Source organism: Bradyrhizobium sp. CCBAU 051011 (assembly GCF_009930815.1).
In the GTDB taxonomy this organism is placed as follows: Bacteria; Pseudomonadota; Alphaproteobacteria; order Rhizobiales; family Xanthobacteraceae; genus Bradyrhizobium.
This window is the reverse complement of sequence record NZ_CP022222.1, coordinates 2,189,567-2,211,019: the sequence shown is the minus strand read 5'-3', so window position 1 is coordinate 2,211,019 and position 21,453 is coordinate 2,189,567. Positions and strand designations below refer to the sequence as shown.

Here is a 21,453-nt window from a genome sequence, read left to right as displayed (position 1 = left end):
GGGGCCCTGCGATTAATCCAGAATTTCGACCAGCCGGTGCAACGCCTCGGCGGTTGATTCACTATCGGAGACCAGTGCGAGGCGGATGTAGCCCGCGCCGGGATTGAAGCCGTCGTTCTGCAGCCGCGACAGATAACTTCCTGGGATCACGCGGACGCCTGCGTCCCGATAAAGTCTCACCGTCGTCGCCTCATCACCGCCGCGCTCGGATACGTCGAGCCAGACGCAAAAGCCGCCGGCGGGCCGCACATAGCCGTAGCGGCTGCCGAGAATCTGGTCGGCGAGATCGAACTTGATGCGGTAGAGCCTGCGGTTCTCTTCGACATGGGTTTCATCGCTATAGGCGGCGACCGCGACGTGCTGCAGCGGCACCGGCACCTGCGGTGCGGCGACGTTGCGCAATTCGTGAAAGGCCGCGAGAAATTTCCGGTCTCCGGCGGCAAAGCCGACGCGCATGCCCGGCAGGTTCGAGCGTTTCGACAGCGACTGGAACGCAACGACGTTGGTGAAATCGGGTCCGGCGCATTCCAGCGCGCTGCCCGGCGCCTGCCTGGTGTAGATTTCCGAATAGCACTCGTCGCTCAGGATCATGAAACCGTAGCGGTCGGCGAGGCTCTTCAGCCGCGTGAAGTAGTCGCGCGAGGCGACCGAGCCTTGCGGATTGGCGGGCGAGGCGATGAACATGGCGACGGTTCGGGCCAGCGTCGCCTCATCGAGCGAATCGAGATCCGGCAAAAATCCGTTGGCGAGCGTGGTCGGCAGGTAGATCAGTTCGCAACCAGCTGCGCGGGCGCCCGCGCCATAGGCCGGATAAAACGGGTTGGGCATCAGGATCGCCGGCCTGCCCTGGCGCGGCCCAACATAGCGGGCGGCCGTGATCGCCGCGAAAAACAGCCCCTCGCGGCTGCCATTCAGCACCAGGATTTCGCTCTCGGAGTCGATCGGGCGAGGGAGCTGGAACCGGGTCGAAAGCCAATTGGCGGCGGCGCGCCGGAACGGCTCGATGCCCTTGGCAAGCGGATAGCGGCCGAATTCGGCGATGTGTTTGGCCAGGACCGGCCCGACGAAATCGGGCACCGGGTGCTGCGGCTCGCCCAAGGACAGCGTAATCAATGGCTTGGCCGGCTGATAGGGCGCCAATAGCTCGGTCGTACGCAAAAACGGCGAGCGTTCGGCCTGACCGGCAGGGATTGCACTGCCAGCGCCCTGCGCCACGCCGGAAGAGGCGGTCATTGCCATGTCTGAAACGCCAGTACTCTCAAAAGCGGTCGAAGGGCTGAAGCGAGCCCCGGAAACCCATCAAACCACCATAGATACGGCGAGGTTAAGACGCGATTAACCATCGGTGCCAGCGACGATTTGCGGCTTTTCCGGTTTGAGGGTTGGCCGATGGTTCCAGCGGGGCCGCAGCCTCCGTCCGGGGGCCAGGTCCGGCACGGCGCGAGCAACCGCGCAATTTCCGGAAGTGACGATCCGCCGTCACGGCTCCGCGTTGGCAATCTTTTTTAGCCCGCCGTTCGTTTTGCCATCGATCCGACGTTCCCCGAGCTAGGCTGCGGGTTCCACCGAAGGGTGAGACGCAGGAAGATCCAATCAGAGCAACTGTGCTGGAAGTAGCCCGGTGATCGGCCGGCCTCAAGGCTGGCGCTGGCGCGCCCCCGCCTACGGCGGCTGCGGCCTTGACCCCGCCCGTTCACCGGTCTGTCGGCTTTGCAAGCGCTCGGTCGCGGAACCGATCGCGGTGGGCGCGCTCGTCAGCTCAACGCGTAACGGCTGGGATCCCATTTCTGCCGTCGTGCGATCATGGTGTTGAGGATGATGATCAGCTTGCGCATGCCGGCGATGATGGCAATCTTCGGCTCTTTTCCTTTGGCAATCAGGCGCTGATAGTAGGCCTTCAGCACGGGATTGTTCAGCGTGGCTGCGCCAACACAGGGCATGTAGATGGCGTTACGGACCCAGCGGCGGCCTCCCTTGATGTGGCGCTCGCCGCGGCGCTTTCCGCTGTCGTCGTCATAGGGGGCGACCCCGATCAAGGCCGCGGCGATCTTGTTGCTCACCTGACCAAGCTCCGGCATTCCTGCAAGGAGGTTTGCCGAACTCGTCTCGGCGAACCCCGGCACACTCTCGATGATCTCGGCGCGTTCCGCAAAATCCGGCATGGACTTGATTTTGGCGCAGATGGCGGCCTCGAGCTTGGCAATCTCGCAGGCCAGGTTCTTCAAGATGCGGGCATGCGCCTTCTGCACCAATCCCGGCGCGGCATGCTCGCTTTGGCTGACCAAGCGCATCCTAAAATCAATCAGGCTTAAGCGCGCCTTTACGAGTGCCTGCAGCTCCTCTTGTGCCGCATCGTGTTTCTGGCCCGGCGCATCGCTGAATGTCTCGGCGAACCAGGCAATCATCTCGGCATCGATCGTATCGTTCTTGGCCAGCCGTCCGGCTGATAGCGCGAAGCTGCGGACCCGTTTGGGGTCGACGATCCGAACTTCGATGCCGGCGTCGCGCAGCACCTTGGCCCAGGCACGCTCATAGCCGCCACTCGCCTCCATCACCGCCTTGTTCGCCTGGTGCTTGCGAAGCCAGGCGACCAGCTTACGGTGCCCCTGGGTCGTGCTCGGGAGGGTTTGCCGTAATCCCAACGCACGAATGCACGCATCCACCTTGTCCTTGGCGACATCGATACCCACGACAACATGAGCATTTTGTGCCATCATCCACTCCCTTCCTTGCTCGGTTCGGGCTCGAAGCCCTTGCAACTGTTCGGGTTGAGGAAGACACCGGAGCTGTCCCTCGCTCTGACACAGGCTCGGTCGCCTTTGGGCGCAACGGGCTCAGTTCCAGCAACGGGCGGTTGGTGCGCAACCGCCCGTTCGCACATTCTGACAGATTTCCTGGACACAAGGGCGCAGCGTGCCACAGAGCGGGAGCATGTGTGATGGACGAAACCGGTTTCTGGGAAATCGTTCAGGATGCGAATGACGCTGCAGGCGGCGACATGGTACGGAAATGCAACGTGCTGAAGCAAAAAATCTCGGCCCTGCCTGCGGCGGACGCGATTGAATTTGCGCAACAGTTCGACGCTATGATGGGCAAGGCCTATAGCCATACATTGTGGGGCGCGGCTTACGTCATTAACGGCGGGTGCAGCGACGATACTTTCGACGATTTTTGCTCCTCATTGATTTCCCGGGGGCGTCAGGCATTCGAGCGTGCCTTGTCGAACCCCGATTCGCTCGCCGACGAACCTGACGATGACGAGGATTGGTTCTACGAAGGCTATCAATACGCCGTAACCGACGGCGTCGTAGCGGCTGCCGGCGATCGCCCGCAACGGAGAATGCCGGATCAACCCGAGGGGACCGAGTGGCAGGACGAGGACGAGCTGGACGTCCTGCTTCCAAAGCTCAGCGCGAAATTTGGATGGCTCACGGGTCGAACCGCGTGATGGCGCTTTGGCTCTGGCAAAAAGAAAGGGGCTCCAACTTGCGCTGGAGCCCCTCAACGGTCAGGGCATTGCCGGGTATGTGCCCGAACCGGAGTTGTGGATGCGAGCCCCCGGGGCAACGACTACGTTGTCCCCTTGGGGATCGCACCCCGGGAGAACTTACATGTTGTAGGCGCGCTCGGTGTGCTCGGTGACGTCGAGGCCTTCACGCTCGGTCTCGACGTTGACGCGCAGGCCGACGATCACGTCGACCACCTTGTAGATGATCGCCGAACCGATGCCCGACCACACCAGCGTGGTGCAGACGCCCCAGAGCTGCGAGGTCATCTGGGCGACGAAGTCGTACTCGCCGACCTTGCCGGCGACGTAGTCCATCACGCCGGTGCCGCCGAGGGCGGGATTAACCAGAATGCCGGTGCCCAGCGCGCCGACGATGCCGCCGATGCAGTGGACGCCGAACACGTCGAGCGAGTCGTCATAGCCGAGCGAGTTCTTCACCACGGTGCAGAAGAACAGGCAGACGATGCCGACCACGAGGCCGAGCACGATCGCACCCATCGGACCGGAGTAACCGGCTGCGGGGGTGACCGCGACGAGGCCGGCCACTGCGCCCGACAGCGCGCCGAGCACGGAAGGATGACCCTTGACGATCCATTCAGCGAACATCCAGGCCAACGCCGCCGCTGCGGTCGCAACGAAGGAGTTGGTCATGGCGAGCGCTGCACCGCCGGAAGCCTCAAGGTTCGATCCGGCGTTGAAGCCGAACCAGCCGACCCAGAGCAGCGAAGCGCCGATCATGGTCATGGTCAGGGAGTGCGGAGCCATCAGATCCTTGCCGTAGCCGACGCGCTTGCCGATCAGGAGCGCACCGACGAGACCGGCGATACCGGCGTTGATGTGCACCACGGTGCCGCCGGCGAAGTCCAGCGCGCCCTTCTTGAAGATCCAGCCGGCATCGGCGTTGATCTCGTCGAGCTTGGCCTGCGCCGCGGTCTTCGCCGCACCGTCAGCCGCCGCGGCAAGTGCCTTGGCCGCATCCGAGATCGCATCCGGGCCGGGCCAGTACCAGACCATGTGGGCGATCGGGAAATAGATCAGCGTGACCCAGAGCGGGATGAACAGCGCGATCGCCGCGAACTTCATGCGCTCGGCGAAGGCGCCGACGATCAGCGCGGGAGTGATCGCCGCGAAGGTCATCTGGAAGCAGACATAGACCAGCTCGGAGATATTGGCGTCGACGCTGAAGGTAGCCACCTTCGAATCGGTGGTCACGCCCATCAGGAAGGCCTTCGAGAAGCCGCCGATGAAGTCGGAGCCGCCGGTGAAGGCGAGGCTGTAGCCGTAGAGTACCCAGAGCACGACGACGATGCAGACGGTGTAGAAGACCTGCATCAGGACCGAGAGCATGTTCTTGGAACGGACGAGACCGCCATAGAACAGCGCCAGGCCGGGGATGGTCATCAACAGCACCAGCACTGTCGACGTCAGCATCCAGGCGTTGTCGCCCTTATTGACGGTCGGTTCGGCGTAGGCCGCGGTCGCGGCGAACAAGCCGACTGCGAGGGCCGCCAGTCCCGCGCTATAGGGACGTTTAAACGTCATTGATTTTACTCCTAAGTGGTAAGGTTTGAGCGCGAAATCAGAGGGCCGCGGCATCCGCCTCACCGGTGCGGATGCGAACCGCATGGTCGAGGTTGATGACGAAGATCTTGCCGTCGCCGATCTGTCCGGTCTTGGCAGCGGATGTGATGGCGTCGATGGTCTTGTCGACCTGGTCGGAGGCGACGGCGACCTCGATCTTGATCTTGGGCAGGAAGCTCACGGCATATTCGGCGCCGCGATAGATTTCGGTGTGGCCCTTCTGCCGGCCGTAGCCTTTGACTTCCGTCACCGTGAGGCCGTGAACGCCAATGGCGGTCAGGGCGTCGCGGACTTCTTCGAGTTTGAATGGCTTGATGATCGCCATAACAATTTTCATGGGTCTTGGTCCCCGCTTGGGCCCGGTGCAGGCGGTCCGGGCGTTCTCGACTGAGGTTCACCACGCGGAGATGTTCACTACGCGGGCACAGCCGAGACCCTTAGAATCAAATGCCGTGCCAGATCGGGACCGCTCCCTAACGGACTATGAATCCGGACCTTTTCGCATTCTGCGGGGATTGCCCCTTCCTGCGCCATTCCGTCGCGCCCAAAGCGTAGTCATGCATGCCCAAAACATGAGCACGCGCTGACTGGCGTCACAATCCTGCTTAGCGGCAGGGCAAGAAAACGGTAACGAGATGGGCAGCCTATTGCAGCGCTTCGCCGTGCTGCGAGATGTCGAGGCCTTCCAGCTCCTGCTGCAGCGATACGCGTAGCGGCGCGAACACACCCACCAGTTTTAGCAGCAGGAAGGTGATGCCGCCGGACCACACCAGGGTGGCGACGATCCCATAGAGCTGGGTCAGGACCTGTTGCGGATTGCCCTCCATCAGCCCCGCGGTGCCGCCGATCGCGCTTACCGAAAAGACGCCGGCGAGCAGCGTGCCGGTCAATCCGCCAATGCCGTGGACGCCGAAAACGTCGAGCGAGTCGTCATACTTGAGGCGCTGCTTGAGCCAGGTGCAGGCCCAGAAGCAGAGTGTTCCCGCGACGACGCCGATCACGACGCCATGCCACGGCGCAACGAAACCGGAGGCCGGGGTGATGGTGCCAAGACCTGCGATGGCGCCCGATATCATGCCGAGCACCGACGGCTTTCGCCGCGTCGCCCATTCGATCGCGGCCCAGACCAGCGCACCGGCGCAAGCCGCCAGATGCGTCGCGGTGATCGCCATGACCGCGCGCGAGTTCGCGGCCAGCGCCGATCCGCCATTGAAGCCAAACCAGCCGACCCACAATAATCCGGTGCCGATCACGGCGAGCGAGAGGTCGAACGGCGCGAGGTTCTCGCTGCCATAGCCCTGACGCCGGCCCATCACGGTTGCGGCAACCAGTCCGCCGACCCCGGCGGAAAGATGCACGACGAGGCCGCCAGCGAAATCCAGCACGCCCTTGGTGGCCAGGAAACCGCCGCCCCACACCCAGTGCGCGAGCGGTACATAGACGAACGTGAACCAGCCGGCGGAGAACAGGAGATAGGCCGAAAATCGCATCCGGTCCGCTACCGCGCCCGACACCAGAGCCACGGTGATGATCGCAAATGTCATCTGGTACAGCATGAAAAGCGCTTCCGGAATCGTCTTGGCCGCCGGATTGACGCTCTCCATCGTCATTCCGATCAGGAACCAGCGATCGAGCGTGCCGATCCAGGCGCCGTCGCCGACAAAGGCCAGCGAATAGCCGAACGCCACCCACAGTATAGAGATGAGCGCAACCGCAGCGAGGCTCTGCGCCATGGTCGCCAGCACGTTCTTCTTGCGCACCATGCCGGAATAGAACAGCGCCAGACCCGGTATCGTCATCATCAGGACAAGCGCGGTGGCAACGATCATCCACGCCGTGTCGGCGGCATTGATGGTGGAGGTCTCGGCGAAGGCTGGCGTGGTGAGCGTGAAGCTCGCTGCAAGCGTGACGAGCGCAGCATGGCGTGCTGCACGATACGATGGTGCCCCCATGGAATCCCCCGGCGTGTTGTCGTTTCGTTGTCGTTTCTTGGCTTCGCGCGTTCGGCGTCGCTGCCGCCGCGCCTTGAATTCAGTGATGTTCAGAGCGCGTCGCTATCGGTCTCGCCGGTGCGGATTCGGAGCGCGTGGTCGATCGGCGTGACGAAGATCTTGCCGTCGCCGATCTGCCCGGTGCGCGCGTTGGCGGTAATGACCTCGACCGCCTTGTCGGCAACGTCGGAGGCGACCGCGATTTCGATTCGAAGTTTGGGCAGGAAGTTCACGACATATTCGGCGCCGCGATAGATTTCGGTGTGCCCCTTCTGGCGGCCGTAACCCTTGACCTCGGTCACCGTCATGCCGTGGACGCCGATCGCCGTCAGCGCCTGGCGCACCTCGTCAAGCTTGAAAGGTTTGATGATCGCGACGACAAGTTTCATGGTCAGGCCTTCATTTCCGTGGATACTTTTTAAGCACTGGGCAGGCCGACCATCCGGCGGCTTGCTGCCGGCGCAAATCTGGCATCTTTCTGAGCAAATGGCACAAAAAAGTTGCAGGTAGAAGGGGAAAACATTTCGAGCTGGTGACGTCAATCACTGTACAGGCGGCAGGATCGTCCGCCAAAATGCGCTCTCCCTCAGCCGCCCGCCGGCTATCTCCCATATTTTCTATTTTCCACGGCTCAAGGAAATAAAATGTCGAACCGATCGTGGTTTTATGCAGCCAACGGCCAGCAACAGGGCCCTTATCCGGAGGTCCAGCTTCGTGATCTCATTACCCGGGGGGCCGTTGGAGCGGATACGCTGGTATGGACCGAGGGGATGTCGGGCTGGCAGCGGGCGGGAGAAATCCCCGGCCTGGTGCCCGGCGGTTCGGGGCCGCCGGCCTTCGCGCAGCCCGGTGGCCCGCCACAAACGGCTGGAAGCTATGCCGCCGGAAGCTATAGCGGAGGCCCGCTGTCGATTGATTTCGGAATCCTTGAGTTTGTCTGGCGTAGCCTCGTACTCGTGATCGGCCTCATCTTCATCATTCCGGGACCGTGGGTCCTCGTGTGGTACGCCAAATGGATCGTTCCGTGTGTCCAGGTGCCAGGACGGCCGAACCTCGGCTTCGAAGGCGAGCCGATGACGATCGTTCCCTGGTATTTCGGAGCTGCCGTCGTTTTCATTGGGGTTGGCCTGATCGGCATTGAGTGGCTCAGCAATTTGCTGAACATCGCTCAGCTCGTTCTCTACTGGCTTTTCCTGAAATGGTTTATCGCGAACCTTTCGTCCAACGGGCAGCCGCTCGGGCTCAGCTTCTCCGGCTCGGTCTGGGCCTATATCGGATGGTCCATTCTGGCTGTGATCTCCATCATCACGATTGTCGGCTGGGCCTGGGTCTACGTCGCCTGGCTGCGATGGTTTTGCCGAAACATCGAGGGCACGCGGCGTGAAGTCCTCTTCATCGGCAGCGGACTGGAGTTTCTGTGGCGCGCGATCGTGGCTGTGATCGGCTTCTTCTTCATCATCCCGATACCTTGGGTATATCGGTGGATGTCGCAGTGGCTGGCGTCGCAGACTGTTTTGGCGGAGCGCGGCGCGACGGTGAACGCGTAAGCCTCACTTGCGCTGTCGCACCGAGCCCTCTTGGGCGACCGACGCCACCAGCGTGCCGTCAGGCTTGAAGATCAGGCCGCGGGTCAACCCGCGGCCGTCTTGCGCGCTCGGCGAGTCCTGCGCATAGAGCAGCCACTCGTCGGCGCGGAATGGCCGGTGAAACCACATCGCATGGTCGAGGCTCGCCGGCATCATCCGCTTGTCGAACAGCGTGCGGCCATAGCGCGCCATCACGGCATCGAGCAGCGAAAAATCCGACGCATAGGCCAGCGCGCACAAATGCAGCGCCGGATCGTCGGGCAGTTTGGCCGCGGTGCGGATCCAGACATGGATGCGGCCGTCGTCGATCTTCTGGCCGAAATAGCGGCCGAGTTCGACCGGGCGCAGCTCGATCGGCCGGTCGGATTCGTAATAGCGGCGAATGAACTCCGGCATCTCCTTGAACATCGGCTGCTTCGATACTTCTTCTGCCGTGAGTTTTTCCGGCGGCGGAACATCCGGCATCGTGTCCTGATGGTTGAACGCGCCTTCCTCTTCCGCATGGAATGACACCATGATCGAGAAGATCGCGTTGCCGTGCTGGATCGCGGTCACGCGGCGGGTCGAATAGCTCTTGCCGTCGCGCAGGCGTTCGACCTGGTAGATGATCGGGATCTGCGGATCGCCGGGCAGGATGAAATAACAATGGATCGAATGCGGCAGGCGCCCCTCGACGGTGCGGCATGCCGCGACCATCGCCTGGCCGATCACCTGGCCGCCGAACACCCGCTGCCAGCTTGTCTTCGGGCTGTTGCCCCGGAACAGGTTCACCTCGAGCTGCTCGAGATCGAGGATGGAAATCAGGTCAATCAGGCCTTTGGACATGGGGAGTGCTTTCAATTCGTGGAGGCACCGTCATTCCGGGGCGCCTCGAAGAGGCAAACCCGGAATCTCGGCCAAAACCTCTGGATTCCGGGTTCGCGCAACGCGCGCCCCGGAATGACGGTCTGGTTAAGTACCTTGTTTCTCGACCCTGTTTCGCCCAGCTATTATCAGGTAGCAAGCGTAGTCTGACGCAGAAACCGGGTAAGGATCGCATGGCGGCACAGCGAAGCATTGTCATCTGCGGCGGCGCCTTTGCCGGGCTGGCGCTGGCGTTGGCGTTCCGTCAGGGCCTCGGCGCGGACATTCCCGTTATCGTTGCCGATCCGGCCCTTGCTGCGCGGCCGAGCCGCGATCCGCGCGCCACTGCTATCGTGGCGGCCTGCCGGCGATTGTTTGAGGCGCTCGGCGTCTGGAATCAGGTTTCGGATTCCCAGCCGATCCTCGACATGGTCGTCACCGATTCCAAGCTGGAGGATGCCACCCGTCCGGTGTTCCTGACCTTTGCCGGCGATGTCGAACCCGGCGAACCCTTCGCCCACATGGTCGAAAATCGGCGGCTGATCGATGCGCTGGTCGCCCGCGCCGAGGCGGAAGGCATCGATCTCCGCGCCACGGCGGTTTCGACCTACGACGCTCGCGCCGATGGTGTCACCGTGACGCTCGCCGATGGCGCTGTCATCGAAGCAAGCCTGCTGGTCGCCGCCGACGGCGCCCGCTCAAAGCTGCGCGAGCGCGCCGGCATCGCCACCCATGGCTGGGACTACGATCAATCCGGCATCGTTGTCACCGTCGGCCACGAGCGCGATCATCACGGCCGCGCCGAAGAGCATTTTCTTCCCGCGGGGCCGTTCGCGATCCTGCCGCTGACCGGAAAACGCTCGTCGCTGGTGTGGACCGAGACCCGCACGGAGGCCGCGCGCGTCACCGCGCTTGGCGAGGCCGAATTCCACGAGGAGCTCGAGAAGCGCTTCGGGCTGCACCTCGGCGAGATCAAGGCGCTCGACAAGCCGCGTGCGTTTCCGCTCGGCTATTTCGTCGCGCGCTCGTTCGTCGCCGAGCGGCTGGCGCTGGTCGGCGATGCTGCGCATGTGATTCATCCGATCGCGGGGCAGGGCCTCAACATGGGCCTGAAGGATGTCGCGGCGCTGGCCGAAGTCGTGGTCGACGCAGCCCGGCTCGGCATCGACCCCGGGCAGGCCGATGTCCTCGACCGCTACCAGCGCTGGCGTCGCTTTGACACCATGGCAATGGGTGTTGCGACCAACTCGCTGAATTTCCTGTTCTCCAATGAATCGACGCTGTTGCGCACCGTGCGCGACATCGGTCTCGGCCTGGTCGACCGCGCGCCGCCGCTGAAGAACCTGTTCATCCGCCAGGCGGCAGGATTGTCAGGCGAAGTGCCGCGGCTGCTGAAGGGCGAGACGCTGTAAACCTTTCGTAGCCCGGATGGAGCGAAGCGAAATCCGGGAACGGTGTTGCAAGCGGATCGGATCAACCCGGATTGCGCTGCGCTTCATCCGGGCTACGCGAACAGTCTCGCTATCACTCGATCTTCCGCGCCTCTTCCGGCAGCATGATCGGAATGCCGTCGCGGATCGGGTAGGCGAGTTTCGCCGAACGCGAGATCAGCTCCTGCCGGGTTGAATCGAATTCGAGCGGACCCTTGGTCACCGGACAGACCAGGATCTCCAGCAATTTCGGATCGACGGTGCTGTCGAGGCGTTCGGGCAGGGCGTTCATGTATCGTCTCCGGATTGCGTGGTCCTTAGCATACAAGCTCGCGAGATGTCATGACGCCGACATCCGCACCAGTTCGTCGATCACGGCCTGCTGCCGCGCCTTCGGCAACGGCTGATCCGATAGCGCAAAGCCGAGAAACGCCCAATAGAGAATTTGGGCGCGGGCGCGGGCCGTCTCCGCCGACAATCCGGACTGCGCCAGAAGGCCCTCCACATAGCTCAGCCGGCGCCGGTCGATGGCCTGCACCGCGGTGCGGGCGGCGGGATCGACGCTGGCCCAGGTGCGGACCGCCCGCTCCAGCATCAGCCGTTCGCCGAACACACGGCGCAGCAGCAACGCCAGCGGATTCTCGTCCTTCGAGGCAGCTTCGATATTGGCAATGATCTGCTCGGCTGCAACCTCGTGCCAGCGCGCCAGGATCGCGGCATGAAACGCGGCGATATCGGCAAAGTGCCAGTAGAAACTGCCGCGCGACACGCGCAACGCCTTCGCCAGCGGTTCCGCCTTCAGCGCGGTGAAGCCGCTGCTCGCCAGTGCCTTCAGGCCCTGGTCGACCCAGTCCTTTGCCGAGAGTTGATCGCTCATATTCCTGCTACCATACACTACTGTATTGACAGACGCCAGAATGCGGCGCATGGCCATACAGTGCTGTATGGAGGCGTCGATGCGCGATCTCATTCTGCAGTGTGCTGGTGTCGCCGGCATAATAGTGGCTCTGATCCACGGGGTGCTGGGAGAAACCAAGGTGTTCGCCAAGGCGACCATCCAGCCGGAGAGGCTGCGGACCCTGATCCGGCTGGTCTGGCAGGCCGGTACCGTGGCGTGGATCGGCGGCGGCGTGTTGCTGATCGCCGCGCCGTCGATGGGATCGGAGAGCGCACGGCACTGGATCGTGGTGACGATCGTCGCGGTCTATGCCTTCGCCGCCGCGGCCAATGCATGGTGGTCGCGGGGCCGCGGCTTCGGCTGGAAAGCGCTCGGCGCCGTCGTCGTGCTCGCAGTGGCAGGATACTAGCTCTCGTGAGCGTTCGCGCCCGGGGTGCGAGCGGGTATTCAGGTGGCCACAAAATTTTCCGTGTTTTCACGGTGCACGCGCGTCATTCCGCAAATAATTTTTACGTCGCAATAAGCATGCAAGTGGGCATTGCGGCAAATTAACGCGAAGCAAGTCTAATCAGATGTCTCATCGACGGTATTGCCGATGGGATCAACAATATGTTTCGTGTTTTCAGCTGTCTTACTGCCGATCATGATTGGCGGCTCGTTCTGCTCGCCGGCCTGGTTTGCTTCGTTGCAAGCATTGTTGCCGTCACGATTTTTCATCGCGCCATTGCGTCGCAAGCCAGGACGCGGCTGATCTGGATTGCGATTGCAGGCGCGGCGATCGGCTATGGGATATGGGCGACGCACTTCATCGCCATGCTGGCTTATGAGCCGGGCGTTTCAACCGGCTACGCCATCGCCTTGACGGGATTGTCGCTCGCGGCTGCGATGATACTGACTTCCTGCGGACTTGGTTTTGCCGCCAGCGATCCCGGTCGGTGGCGTGCCCCCGTCGGTGGCGCGATTATCGGCGCCGGCATTGCGAGCATGCACTATCTTGGCATGTGGGCGCTTGAGGTGCCCGGCCGCGTGAGCTGGTCACCGGATCTCGTGTTGGCATCGATCGCTCTCGGCCTGTTCTTCGGCTGTGCCGCCCTGGCCATCGCGACGCGCCATAATGACAGGCGAGGAACATTTGCTGCCGCGCTGCTGCTGACGCTGGCCATCGTCTCGCATCATTTCACCGCGATGGGCGCGGTGCAGATCGTTCCGGATCCGATGCGGGCGCCGGACACCCTGTCGCTTTCTCCGACCTTCCTCGCGCTGCTGATCGCCGGCGTCGCCTTGTCGGTGCTCGGGATGAGCCTTATCGGGGTGCTGGCGGATCGCCGTTTGGCCACCCGGACTCGCAAATTCGAGGAAATCATCAGCCAGTTGTCGCTCGCCCGGCAAGAAGTCGAAGCTTCGCGAAGAGAACTGCAGGAACAGAAACTCAGGCTCGATACGGCCATCAATCACATGGGCGAGGGTCTCTGCAAGCGGCTTGTCGTATGCAATGATCGCTATGCCAAAATGTATCGGCTGCCGCCGGAACTGCTGGAGCCGGGAACGCCACACCACGAAGTCATCGCGCATCGGATTGCGAACGGCATCCTCAAAGGCGAGACCAGCGAGAGCGCCGCGAATCGGTTGCTCTCTGAATGCGTTGCCGCCCGACGCTGTCGCCAGCAGGGTGGACGAACTTGCGGACGGGCGATTGATCTGCGTCACCCGGCAGCCCATGGCGGGAGGCGGCTGGGTGGCGACGCACCTCGACGTCACCGAGCAGCGGCAGTCCGAAGCCAAGATCATCCATATGGCCCAGCATGACGCGCTGACCGACCTGCCAAACCGAGTGCGGCTGCGCGTGCGCATGGATCACGCTCTCGCAATTACCCGCGAGGGCGGATCCGGCCTTGCCGTCTTCATGCTCGATCTCGATCGCTTCAAGGAGGTCAACGACACGCTCGGTCATCCGACAGGCGACAAGCTACTGCAAGCCGTCGCCGCGCGGCTGCTCGAATGCATCCGCGATACCGCTCTGATTGCACGGCTGGGCGGCGACGAGTTCGCCGTCATCGACTACGTGACCAATCCCGTCGTCGAGGCCACGGCCCTTGCCGAGAAAATCAGCCAAGCGCTTTGCAGGCCTTTCGATCTTGGCGACCATCAGGTGACCATCGGCATTGCCATCGCGCCACGCGACGGCACCAACCCTGACGAGATCCTGAAGAGTGCGGATCTCGCGCTCTATTCGGCCAAGAGCGGCGGACGCGGTTCATTCCGCTTCTTCGAGCCCGAGCTGGACCAGCTCATGCATGCCCGGCGCAATATGGAGCGCGACATGCGTGATGCGTTGGCCAAGGGTGAATTCGAGCTTCATTACCAGCCGATCATCAATGCCGAAAGCGGTGAACCCTTAGGCTTTGAGGCGCTCTTGCGCTGGCATCACCCTCAACGCGGCTTGATCATGCCGGCTGAATTCATCCCGCTTGCGGAAGAGACCGGCCTGATCCTGCCCATCGGAGAATGGGTGTTGAGGGCCGCCTGTAACGAGGCGGCCAAATGGCCCGATGGCCTGAAGATCGCGGTAAATCTGTCACCCGCTCAATTCAGGAGCAAGGAGCTGGTTTCGACCATCGTCGGCGCGCTCGCGAATTCGGGCATTGTTGCCCATAGATTGGAGCTCGAGGTCACCGAGACGATCACCATGCATGACAGCGAGGCGGTGCTTGCTGCGTTGGACCAGCTGCACAGACTGGGCGTGCGAATTGCCCTCGATGATTTCGGCACCGGCTATTCATCGTTGAGCCTGCTTCAGAAGTTCCCATTCGACAAAATCAAGATCGATCGCAGCTTCGTCAACGCGCTGTCGGGTGCGAACGAGGAGTCACGCCGGATCGCACGCGCGGTGGTTCGATTTGCAGTCAGTCTCGGCAAGACGACGACGGCCGAAGGAGTCGAAACCGAGGAGCAGCTGGCGATCCTCCGTGAAGGGGCATGCGCTGAAATGCAAGGTTACTTCAGTCGGCCAATATGTGCAGCTAAAGCTCTGAAAATGGTGCGCCGGCAGCTCCAGCCCGTGAGGCGGCGCAGTCGAGACATGGCAGCGGCGCGCTGAAGGCGCCGTCAAGTCCTGCCGGCTGATGCACGGGCTTGCGTTGGGGATGTTTGACCTAATTTGACGCTACTGCAGCCCGGTGTCGCCGCTGGTGCGCTTCTTGGCGAGGTCCATTTCGGTCACCGCGATCAGGATCTCGGCGCGGGTCTTCAGATCGGGCGCTTCAAGCATCGCCTGCTTCTCCGCCGGGCCATAGGGTGACATCATCGCCAGCGCGTTGACCAGTGCCTCGTTCGGCGCACTCTCGATACCTTCCCAATCCACCTTCAGGTTGTTGGCGTTGAGAAAATCAGTCAGCACGTCGAGCAAGGCCGTGCGGTCCACGGCCTCCTCGCCCTTGCGCGCGACGAAATCGTCGACATAGGGGAAGAAGTCCACCTTGCATTGCCGGTACGCGGTCAGGACCGTGATTTCCTCCACGACCTTGAAACGGGCGACGCCGGTCAATTCGAGGATGTAGCGCCCGTCACCGGATTCGGCGAGTTGGGTGATGCGGCCGACACAGCCGACCCGGAACAGCTCCGGCCTAGCCTCGTCTCTGCTATGGGAAATATCCGGCTGGATCATCCCGATCAGCCGGTGGCCGTCGCGCAGCGCGTCGTCCACCATCGCCAGATAGCGCGGCTCGAAAATATTGAGCGGCATTTGGCCGCGCGGCAGCAACAGCGCGCCCGGCAGTGGAAACACCGGAATGATCTCGGGAAGTTCGCCGGGTCCGCGGTATTCGGCATTGATCGGCATCGGCGGTTCCGGTCAGTTTCTTGGTTTGGTGCGTATACTCTTCACAAAACCAGTTTCCACGGGTTTGGATCGGCCTACGAAAAAAGAATCGTCGATAGCCGCTTTCGTCCCTCGACGGTCGCCTCGTCGGCGCCGCCCCACGCCTCGAAGAACTGCACGAGCTGCTTGCGCGCGCCGTCATCGTTCCATTTTCGATCCCGCTTGACGATTTCCAGCAACTGGTTGGTCGCCTCGCTGCGCTTGCCGAGCGCATTGAGCGCGGTCGCCAGGTCAAACCGTGCCTGATGGTCGAGCGGGTTTGCGGCGACCTTCTGTTCCAGTTCGGTCACCGGGCCGACCGACTGCGCCTGCTCGGCGAGGTCGATCGAGGCCTGCACCGCTTTGACTGCGGCGTCGTTGCGCTTCGATTCCGGAACCATCGCCAGGGTCTGTTTGGCCTGCTCGATCGCGCCCGTCGTCACGTAGCACTTCGCCAGTCCAGCCAGCGCCGCGATGTTGGCGGCGTCAAAGCCCAGTATCTCGGCATAGATCTGGGCTGCTGCGGCCGGGTCGCCCTCCGCCAGCACGGCCTCGGCCTCTTGCAGGATTTCCGCAATGTTCGGCTCGCCCGGTGCGGTCATGCCCTTGGTCAGCTTGTCGATGAAGGCGTTGACCTGGCTCTCCGGCACCGCGCCCATGAACCCGTCTGCGGGCTGGCCGTTGACGAACGCGATCACGGCCGGGATCGACTGAATGCCCATCTGGCCCGGAATGGCCGGATGGTGGTCGATATTCATCTTGACCAGCTTGACCTTGCCCTTGGCGGCGCGGACCGCCTTTTCCAGCACGGGCGTCAGCTGGCGACAGGGACCGCACCATTCAGCCCAGAAGTCGATCAGCACCGGCTGGCGCTTCGATTCCTCGATGACATCCTTCACGAAGGCCTGAGTGGTCGTCTCCTTGATCAGATCGGGTGCTGCCTGCGGTGCCGGGCCGCCGCCCTGCTCAACTATCGTCACGGTATCCCTCGCCTGATGTGCTTTGCGAATGCTGGTCGGAAACGGGGCCCGTTCTAGCACGTCCCGGAACCAAGTTCTCATCCGCTAGATGGCGGCTTGGCCACAAAATTCAATTGGCCATAGGGGCACTCCGCCAGCCGGCTCGAGCGGAGATCGGGGACAAAAAACCACTGCGCGCCCCGTTATGTGGTTATGGGGCGGTGCTTGAGGCTTGCGCCGGTGACAGCCGGCAATCGTCGATTGACGTTCGGCGCGGGCCGCACCTATCGGAACCCTCCTGTTCGCGCTTGGCTCAGAATCGCCCGCAGGCCGCTGGCGGCCCAGCCCAGGTTCCGAATCGCACCCTCTGACGCCGATTGAGCCCATCAGGCATGGTTTCGAGCTGATTCGAGCCTGTTTGTTAATGAAATCGGCCAATCAGGTGTCATCAGATTGCGTTCGGACTGTTGCATTCCCAGTCCGCATTTGGCATAGGTCTGCCGCTGACGGCGAGCGATCGCCGCCATCTCGGATGCGGGTGTAGCTCAGTGGTAGAGCACGACCTTGCCAAGGTCGGGGTCGAGGGTTCGAGCCCCTTCGCCCGCTCCAGATTTCCTAGGATTGGCAACGCCATGATCCAACGACAGGCCGCCTTTTGGCGGCCTTGTCGTTTTTTGGCCCCCGGTGTGACCCAGCTCTCTTTTCGCTCAATGAGAGCGTGCAATGCTCTTAGACCAGAGATTGTGGAATCGCATTGTACTCGGCAGGGCAATTTCATGGGCCGAAACATTGTTTTGCTGTCCGACGGCACCGGCAATTCCGCGGCCAAGGTCTGGCGCACCAACGTCTGGCGCACCTTTGAGGCACTGGATCTTTCCGGCAACGACCAGGTCGCCTTCTATGATGATGGCGTCGGCACGTCGACGTTCAAGCCTTTGGCGGTCCTTGGGGGCGCGTTCGGCTTTGGACTGAAGCGGAACGTCATCGACATCTACAAATTTGCATGTCGCAACTACAAGGATGAGGACGACGATCTCTACGGCTTCGGCTTCAGCCGCGGCGCGTTTACGATCCGTGTCGTCATCGGTCTGATTCTCAACCAGGGGCTTGTGTCCGCTGATAGCGAAAGCGAACTCAACAAAAAGGCCATAGCAGCGTACCGGCAGTACCGCAGCGAGCGCTACCACACTCTGTGGCCTTGGCATCCCGAGGACTGGTACCGGGCCATTCGCAACTTCCTTTTTCCGATCAAGTACGACAAGCGCGACAATCGCAAAGTCAAATGCATCCGGTTCGTGGGTGTGTGGGACACCGTGGCCGCCTATGGGCTGCCGATGGATGAGATGACGCGCGGTGTCAGCCGATGGATCGTTCCGCTCGAACTTCCCAATCACATGCTGGATCGCAAACGTGTCCAGCGTGCGTGCCAGGCGCTTTCGCTCGATGAAGAGCGAACTACCTTTCATCCCGAACTCTGGGATGAAAAAGTCGTTCCGCCGTCGGAGTTCGATCCAAACCAGAAGCGCAACATCGCCGACGAACAGATCAGCCAGGTCTGGTTCGCAGGCGTGCATTCCAACGTAGGCGGCGGATATCCCGATGATGCGCTGGCCTACATTCCGTTGGTCTGGATGCTCAACGAGGCGCGGCGCTGCGGCCTGAAATTCAAATCCGAAACCGGCGATCCGCCTGCCTATCCGGATGCGTTCAAGAGCGCCATGTCGAGAGCGGACAAGGATGGCCGAATCTACGATCCGCGCGCGGGCCTCGGCGCCTATTACCGTTACGGCCCGCGGAAGCTCGTTCGGCTCTGCAACTACCGATACTCGAAACAGGAAGACGACGAAGTCGCGATCGACCGTCCGAAAATCCACGAATCCGTGTTCAGGCGGATCAGGAACCATGCGCACGCCTATGCGCCCATCGGCTTGCCCCCGGTCTACGACGTCGTGAAGGCCGATGGCGAGATCGTCACGCCAGATCAATTTGGGTGCGAGACCATCGATGCGGCCAAAACGCGCGCGGATGCACAGGAGCATGTCTGGAACGAAATCTGGAAACGGCGCGTCGTCTATTTCGCTACCGTCGGCGCGACCGCATGGCTGCTGGCTTTTCCGTTGATCAGCGGCGCCACGCGCTCCGACGAGTTCACGAGCCCGATTCGATGGGTCTCGGACATAATCCGCTTCGTCGGAGCGTTTCTGCCGGGTTTCGCGTCCACGTGGATCGACGGCTATGCCCGCTCGCCGTTTTCCTTCCTGCTGCTTGCCGGACTGGTCGTGTTCTTCAATCTTTGGGGAGTGCGAATCGCATCCCGCATCGACGACCGTATGGGGGCGATCTGGCGAAAAACGCCTTCTGCACCGTCGAGCTTGCCCGATGATTTCATCTATCGGCTTCGCAGCAACAGATTCTACATCGCGCTGCACGAAGGGCTGAAACGCAGATGGGCACCTGCGTTCTTTGCCCTGTTGTTCGCCTATATCGGTCTGGCCCTCGTGAACCGGCTGCTCTACAACGTCCAGGACGTTGCCGGTCTTACCTGCACGCCCAGCACGAAGGCGACGGGCCTCACCAGGGGAGAGGGCGCGCCGCCCGTCATCTTCAAGACATCGGACCTGTGCAAGCCGACGGGCATTCACCTCGACGGCGGCGGAGCCAGATATCTGGTGAAGGTCGAGCCGGTGCCATCGGAGACCTGGCACGATGCCAGCATCAACGTCCCGTTCGGCGGCTTCTCACCCACTGAACAGCCGACCTGGAAACAGCGAATCCTGCTTGGACTCGGCGTGCCGTTGCGCCGCGAATTGACCAAGGACTGGTTTCGGATCGTTCTACGCTATGGAGACATCGGCGGAGAGGAGGCCTTTCTCGATCCAGATCCCTCTGATTCCGTGATCGAAGCCACCATCAAGCCTACCCGCGAAGGTGAGCTGTTCATCTTCGTCAACGACTCCGTGCTCGGCGTTCCCGGCCTCTATGATCTCTTTTATCGAAATAACAAGGGGGCGGCGAAACTGACGGTAAAGCGAAAATAGCGCGGTCGGCGTTGCTTCAGCCGGCTTCAACTTCGCCGGCGCTGCACCGGATCGCGCCAGGCCGAACAATTCGTGGCTCTCGCCAAACAGTTCTGGCACCAAGGCAGAACCGATCGAACCTGTCCCACCGAGCATGAGGACACGCGCACTCGGCCTCGTCTGTGGAAGCACGCCCACCTGAGCCGGCTCAAATCAGCATCACAGCCGTTGGCATCGCGAGAATATTGCGGTGCAGCGGGCGCAGCTGTAAATGCGGATCGACAGCCAGTTATCAATCCGTCTCACAATTTGCTTTCGTCTGACGGAGCCGCGGTGCCCGCGCTTCTCGCCGAGAGCGGATGTGCTACCATTTCCCGGTCTGTTTTCACTTCACCAGACCAAGTTCGTCTCTCGAACGTTCCCAAATAATAACATGCGCAGCCTCCAGGCTGCATAGGGAGTGACGCGATGAAATCGGCTTTCAATCGATCCATTCTTGCGCTCGCAGCCATCCTTGTTGTCGCAGGCGCCAGCCAGGCCAGCGCGCAGCAGAAGGCCCTGAAGAAGTACGAATCCGGCACCAAGGAGTTCTGGACCAACCCGCCGCCGGACTGGTTCCTCGGCGACGAGACCGAGGCTCAGAAAGGTCAGGCACCGCCTTCCGGTCCGCCGACCGGCGCCTCGGAGGCCGAGCTAGCGGCGATGATGAAGAAGATCAAGCTGCCGGATGGTTTCAGTATCGAGGTTTACGCCTCCAACGTGTTGGAGGCGCGGCAGATGGCCTGGGGCGACAAGGGCACGCTGTTTGTCGGCTCCTTCAGCCTCGGCAACGTCTATGCGATCAAGGACAATGGCGGAAAGAGGGAGGTCAAGACCGTCCTCAAGGGTCTCAACATGCCCACCGGTCTGGCGTTCCTCGACGGCGCGCTCTACGTCGTCGCGATCAACAGGCTGATCAAATACGAAAATGCCGAAGCCAATCTCGACAATCTCGGCGCCGGCAAGGTGGTGTATGACGACATGCCGACCTACGTCGCGCATGGCTGGAAATATATCGCCGTCGACAAGGATGGCTGGTTCTATCTGCCGTTCGGACCTCCGTTCAACATCGGCATCCCGCCGACCAGTGTCTCGCAGATCCGGCGCGTCGATCCCAAGACCGGCAATGCCGAGATCTGGGCGCTCGGCGTCCGCAACAGCGTCGGCGGCGACGTCGATCCGCGCTCGGGGCGATACTGGTTTACCGAGAACGCGCGCGACTGGATCAGCGACGACATGCCGAGCGACAAGCTCAACATGATCACCAAGATAGGCGAGCATTTCGGCTATCCCTATTGCCACCAGGGCGACATGCCGGATCCGAAATTCGCGATGGGCCACAAGTGCGATGAATTCACACCGCCTGTCGTCAAGCTCGGCGCTCATGTCGCACCGCTCGGCATGAAGTTCTATACCGGCGATCAATTCCCCGCCGAATACAAGAACAACATCCTGATCGCCGAGCACGGCTCCTGGAACCGCTACAAGTACCAGGGCGCCCGGATCAAGCGTGTGATCGTGGATGCCGACGGCAAGAACGCCAAGTCGGAGATATTCGCCTCCGGCTGGCTTGAGGGTGACACCAACTATCTCGGTCGTCCGAACGACATCATCCTCGCCAAAGACGGTTCGATACTGGTGGCCGACGACTGGGCCGGCGCCATCTATCGCATCAGCTACAAGAAGTAGGACGTGAGTCATCGGAGGCTGCGGTTGCTCGGGAACGAGTGGCCGCAGCCTCTGTT

Annotated in this window: 20 protein-coding genes and 1 tRNA gene; 9 read left to right on the top strand and 12 right to left on the bottom strand. The window is 61.9% G+C overall.

What is annotated here, in order from left to right; translation table 11 throughout:
* Positions 1 to 12: 12 nt before the first annotated feature.
* Positions 13 to 1,239, bottom strand: a complete 1,227-nt coding sequence (locus tag ACH79_RS10470; protein WP_161850954.1) for an aminotransferase class I/II-fold pyridoxal phosphate-dependent enzyme — start codon at positions 1,237 to 1,239, stop codon at positions 13 to 15.
* Between the two features lie 515 nt (positions 1,240 to 1,754).
* Entirely contained in the window at positions 1,755 to 2,714 is a 960-nt protein-coding gene (locus ACH79_RS10465) for an IS110 family transposase (protein ID WP_161849892.1), read from the bottom strand.
* A 224-nt stretch (positions 2,715 to 2,938) separates the two neighbouring features.
* Here ACH79_RS10465 and ACH79_RS10460 point away from each other — a divergent pair, with 224 nt between their 5' ends.
* The gene (locus ACH79_RS10460) at positions 2,939 to 3,448 is read left to right on the top strand and encodes a DUF4240 domain-containing protein (RefSeq protein WP_161850953.1); all 510 of its coding nucleotides are present in this window, start codon (positions 2,939 to 2,941) and stop codon (positions 3,446 to 3,448) included.
* A 159-nt stretch (positions 3,449 to 3,607) separates the two neighbouring features.
* On the opposite strand, the gene ACH79_RS10455 is transcribed toward ACH79_RS10460, so the two are convergent.
* The 4 genes from ACH79_RS10455 to ACH79_RS10440 all read right to left on the bottom strand — a co-directional run bounded on the left by ACH79_RS10455 (position 3,608) and on the right by ACH79_RS10440 (position 7,469).
* A complete protein-coding gene (locus tag ACH79_RS10455; RefSeq protein ID WP_161850952.1) occupies positions 3,608 to 5,050 on the bottom strand; it encodes an ammonium transporter in 1,443 nt (480 codons plus the stop codon).
* Positions 5,051 to 5,087: 37 nt separating this feature from the next.
* Positions 5,088 to 5,426 (bottom strand): P-II family nitrogen regulator, encoded by a 339-nt coding sequence (locus tag ACH79_RS10450; protein ID WP_008142813.1) that lies wholly within the window; start codon positions 5,424 to 5,426, stop codon positions 5,088 to 5,090.
* Between the two features lie 307 nt (positions 5,427 to 5,733).
* Positions 5,734 to 7,041 carry an ammonium transporter gene (locus ACH79_RS10445; protein ID WP_161850951.1) on the bottom strand — a complete coding sequence of 436 codons (1,308 nt, stop codon included), beginning with the start codon at positions 7,039 to 7,041 and terminating at the stop codon, positions 5,734 to 5,736.
* Positions 7,042 to 7,130: 89 nt separating this feature from the next.
* Positions 7,131 to 7,469, bottom strand: coding sequence for a P-II family nitrogen regulator (locus tag ACH79_RS10440; RefSeq protein ID WP_028348351.1), 339 nt, complete (start codon positions 7,467 to 7,469; stop codon positions 7,131 to 7,133).
* Between the two features lie 255 nt (positions 7,470 to 7,724).
* Here ACH79_RS10440 and ACH79_RS10435 point away from each other — a divergent pair, with 255 nt between their 5' ends.
* Entirely contained in the window at positions 7,725 to 8,627 is a 903-nt protein-coding gene (locus ACH79_RS10435) for a DUF4339 domain-containing protein (RefSeq protein WP_161850950.1), read from the top strand.
* A 3-nt stretch (positions 8,628 to 8,630) separates the two neighbouring features.
* On the opposite strand, the gene tesB is transcribed toward ACH79_RS10435, so the two are convergent.
* Complete coding sequence (gene tesB, locus ACH79_RS10430; protein ID WP_161850949.1) at positions 8,631 to 9,491, bottom strand: acyl-CoA thioesterase II; 861 nt, start codon at positions 9,489 to 9,491, stop codon at positions 8,631 to 8,633.
* 212 nt (positions 9,492 to 9,703) lie between these two features.
* On the opposite strand from tesB, the gene ACH79_RS10425 reads away from it, so the two are divergent.
* On the top strand, positions 9,704 to 10,921 hold the full coding sequence (locus ACH79_RS10425; protein WP_161850948.1) for a ubiquinone biosynthesis hydroxylase: 1,218 nt from the start codon (positions 9,704 to 9,706) through the stop codon (positions 10,919 to 10,921).
* A gap of 112 nt (positions 10,922 to 11,033) precedes the next feature.
* Here the strand turns inward: ACH79_RS10425 and ACH79_RS10420 are convergent, their stop codons facing one another.
* Together ACH79_RS10420 and ACH79_RS10415 are read right to left on the bottom strand one after the other, a co-directional pair.
* On the bottom strand, positions 11,034 to 11,231 hold the full coding sequence (locus ACH79_RS10420; RefSeq protein ID WP_161850947.1) for a Trm112 family protein: 198 nt from the start codon (positions 11,229 to 11,231) through the stop codon (positions 11,034 to 11,036).
* A 48-nt stretch (positions 11,232 to 11,279) separates the two neighbouring features.
* On the bottom strand, positions 11,280 to 11,816 hold the full coding sequence (locus tag ACH79_RS10415; RefSeq protein ID WP_161850946.1) for a TetR/AcrR family transcriptional regulator: 537 nt from the start codon (positions 11,814 to 11,816) through the stop codon (positions 11,280 to 11,282).
* 79 nt (positions 11,817 to 11,895) lie between these two features.
* On the opposite strand from ACH79_RS10415, the gene ACH79_RS10410 reads away from it, so the two are divergent.
* A complete protein-coding gene (locus tag ACH79_RS10410) occupies positions 11,896 to 12,246 on the top strand; it encodes a hypothetical protein (RefSeq protein ID WP_161850945.1) in 351 nt (116 codons plus the stop codon).
* A gap of 155 nt (positions 12,247 to 12,401) precedes the next feature.
* Here the strand turns inward: ACH79_RS10410 and ACH79_RS43810 are convergent, their stop codons facing one another.
* Positions 12,402 to 12,641: a hypothetical protein gene (locus tag ACH79_RS43810; RefSeq protein WP_246738793.1), complete on the bottom strand. Its 240-nt coding sequence runs from the start codon at positions 12,639 to 12,641 to the stop codon at positions 12,402 to 12,404.
* A 9-nt stretch (positions 12,642 to 12,650) separates the two neighbouring features.
* On the opposite strand from ACH79_RS43810, the gene ACH79_RS43805 reads away from it, so the two are divergent.
* Both ACH79_RS43805 and ACH79_RS43800 read left to right on the top strand, forming a co-directional pair.
* Complete coding sequence (locus tag ACH79_RS43805) at positions 12,651 to 13,643, top strand: MHYT domain-containing protein (RefSeq protein WP_246738660.1); 993 nt, start codon at positions 12,651 to 12,653, stop codon at positions 13,641 to 13,643.
* Entirely contained in the window at positions 13,573 to 14,934 is a 1,362-nt protein-coding gene (locus tag ACH79_RS43800; protein ID WP_246738497.1) for a bifunctional diguanylate cyclase/phosphodiesterase, read from the top strand. The genes ACH79_RS43805 and ACH79_RS43800 overlap by 71 nt, the downstream gene beginning before the upstream one ends.
* A 66-nt stretch (positions 14,935 to 15,000) precedes the next feature.
* Here the strand turns inward: ACH79_RS43800 and ACH79_RS10400 are convergent, their stop codons facing one another.
* Both ACH79_RS10400 and trxA read right to left on the bottom strand, forming a co-directional pair.
* The gene (locus ACH79_RS10400) at positions 15,001 to 15,675 is read right to left on the bottom strand and encodes an LON peptidase substrate-binding domain-containing protein (protein ID WP_161850944.1); all 675 of its coding nucleotides are present in this window, start codon (positions 15,673 to 15,675) and stop codon (positions 15,001 to 15,003) included.
* Between the two features lie 74 nt (positions 15,676 to 15,749).
* Positions 15,750 to 16,673 (bottom strand): thioredoxin, encoded by a 924-nt coding sequence (trxA, locus tag ACH79_RS10395; RefSeq protein WP_161850943.1) that lies wholly within the window; start codon positions 16,671 to 16,673, stop codon positions 15,750 to 15,752.
* Between the two features lie 513 nt (positions 16,674 to 17,186).
* On the opposite strand from trxA, the gene ACH79_RS10390 reads away from it, so the two are divergent.
* The 3 genes from ACH79_RS10390 to ACH79_RS10380 all read left to right on the top strand — a co-directional run bounded on the left by ACH79_RS10390 (position 17,187) and on the right by ACH79_RS10380 (position 21,397).
* Positions 17,187 to 17,261 (top strand) — tRNA-Gly (locus tag ACH79_RS10390).
* A 167-nt stretch (positions 17,262 to 17,428) separates the two neighbouring features.
* Entirely contained in the window at positions 17,429 to 19,690 is a 2,262-nt protein-coding gene (locus ACH79_RS10385) for a DUF2235 domain-containing protein (RefSeq protein WP_161850942.1), read from the top strand.
* Between the two features lie 447 nt (positions 19,691 to 20,137).
* Positions 20,138 to 21,397, top strand: a complete 1,260-nt coding sequence (locus ACH79_RS10380) for a sorbosone dehydrogenase family protein (RefSeq protein WP_161850941.1) — start codon at positions 20,138 to 20,140, stop codon at positions 21,395 to 21,397.
* Positions 21,398 to 21,453 lie beyond the last annotated feature (56 nt).